The sequence below is a fragment of the Clostridium sp. genome (assembly GCF_018372875.1).
In the GTDB taxonomy this organism is placed as follows: domain Bacteria; phylum Bacillota; class Clostridia; order Clostridiales; family Clostridiaceae; genus Clostridium.
In genome coordinates this window covers 1-1,538 of sequence record NZ_JAHAIF010000100.1, presented here as the reverse complement: position 1 = coordinate 1,538, position 1,538 = coordinate 1, and the positions used below count along the sequence as shown (strand labels likewise).

General features: G+C 29.7%; 1 protein-coding gene. It reads right to left on the bottom strand.

Features of this window, described 5'->3' with window-relative positions; translation table 11 throughout:
* Position 1 precedes the first annotated feature (1 nt).
* The gene (locus KIB46_RS16250) at positions 2–1,474 is read right to left on the bottom strand and encodes an IS1182 family transposase (RefSeq protein WP_156562480.1); all 1,473 of its coding nucleotides are present in this window, start codon (positions 1,472–1,474) and stop codon (positions 2–4) included.
* Positions 1,475–1,538: the final 64 nt, after the last annotated feature.

Genomic DNA, 1,538 nt, shown 5'->3' with positions numbered 1-1,538 from the left:
CTCAGATTGTAGACAAAAAGCATTTTCTCAAGTTTGAGAAAATGCTTTTTGTAATTAAATTTAAAATTAAAGAGTAAATTTTTATAATACAGTTATTAAATGTGCTATCGGAGCGATAGCTACCACGCCTTTTCCATAACTGGTTTGCCATTTTCTTCAAATTCATGCATGCATAAATAAGCGTGACCTCCATAGTAATTTTAGCCAAGCTTCTTAAATGTGTATAACGCATACCATGCTTTTCTTTCGCATCTGCAAAAACTCTCTCTATTGTTTCTTTACGAGCTTTATATACAGATTTCACATATTTATCATGTCTAAGATGATTTGCTTCATCAATAAACTCCTGCCAAATATGATGAGTAATGACCTTTTGGTGATTTTTACTATTAGTACATTTATTTAAATAAGGACATTTACTACATTCACATGGATTTGATTTGTATTCTCTGTATCCATCCCGGTTTGTAGTACTATATTTCAATATTTTAAAATTTGGACATATATAACAATCATTAGCTTCATCATAAACATACTCATACTTTTTAAAGAATCCATCTTTAGTCATAGGACGTTTATACGGAAGTGATGGTAAAATATTATCTTCAAGTAATTCTTTACAAATGTATGGTGTAATATATCCCGCATCCATAGCTATAGCTATGATTTCGTCAGTAGAAAATCTATCTTTTAACTTTTCATATAAATCAATGAAGCCAACACTATCATGCACATTTCCAGCAGTAATATCAAACTCTAATATGTAATTATTTTTATCGCATGCTGTATGTGCAGAATAAGCAAAGCATTTCTCTTTTTCATTCTTAAAAAACATACCACTATCTGGATCTGTATTGCTCTCTGTAACAACTTTCGTTTCGGTAGGTTTATTTTCTTTTGTTAAAGGTTTTTTACCATGATTTTTTCTATCTTCATTTATTTCTTTTTCTAATTCTTCCTGGTATCTCTTTGCCTCAACATCTATTTCTTTTTTAGTATACTTCTTCTTATTTGCACTTGCTTTTATATGCGTTGAATCTATGTATATTTCAGTTAAATCAATGAACCCATGCTTATTAGCCTGTTCTAAGATCTCAGTGAATATATTGTTAAATAAATCAGTATTTTTAAATCTTCTTTCATAGTTCTTATTAAAAGTGGAAAAGTGAGGTATTTTCTCAGTAAATGAATATCCAATAAACCACCTATAGGCTATATTTACTTCAATTTCTCTTATGGTTTGTCTCATTGAAGGTATTCCAAACAAATATTGAATCATAACAATTTTTATTAAAACTACTGGATCTATGCTTGGCGCGCCGAATGCAGAGTATAACTCTGCAACTTCATCATATATAAAATTAAAGTCTAATGCTGCATCAATTTTCCTAATCAAATGGTCTTTAGGAACTAATGCATCTATACTATTAAATTCAATTTGCAATCTATTATCTATATTTCTTCTTGTCATCATAAAATATCACCTGTGATATTTTATCAAAAAAACGAAAGGGTGTCGACTTTGTCGACACCCTGAG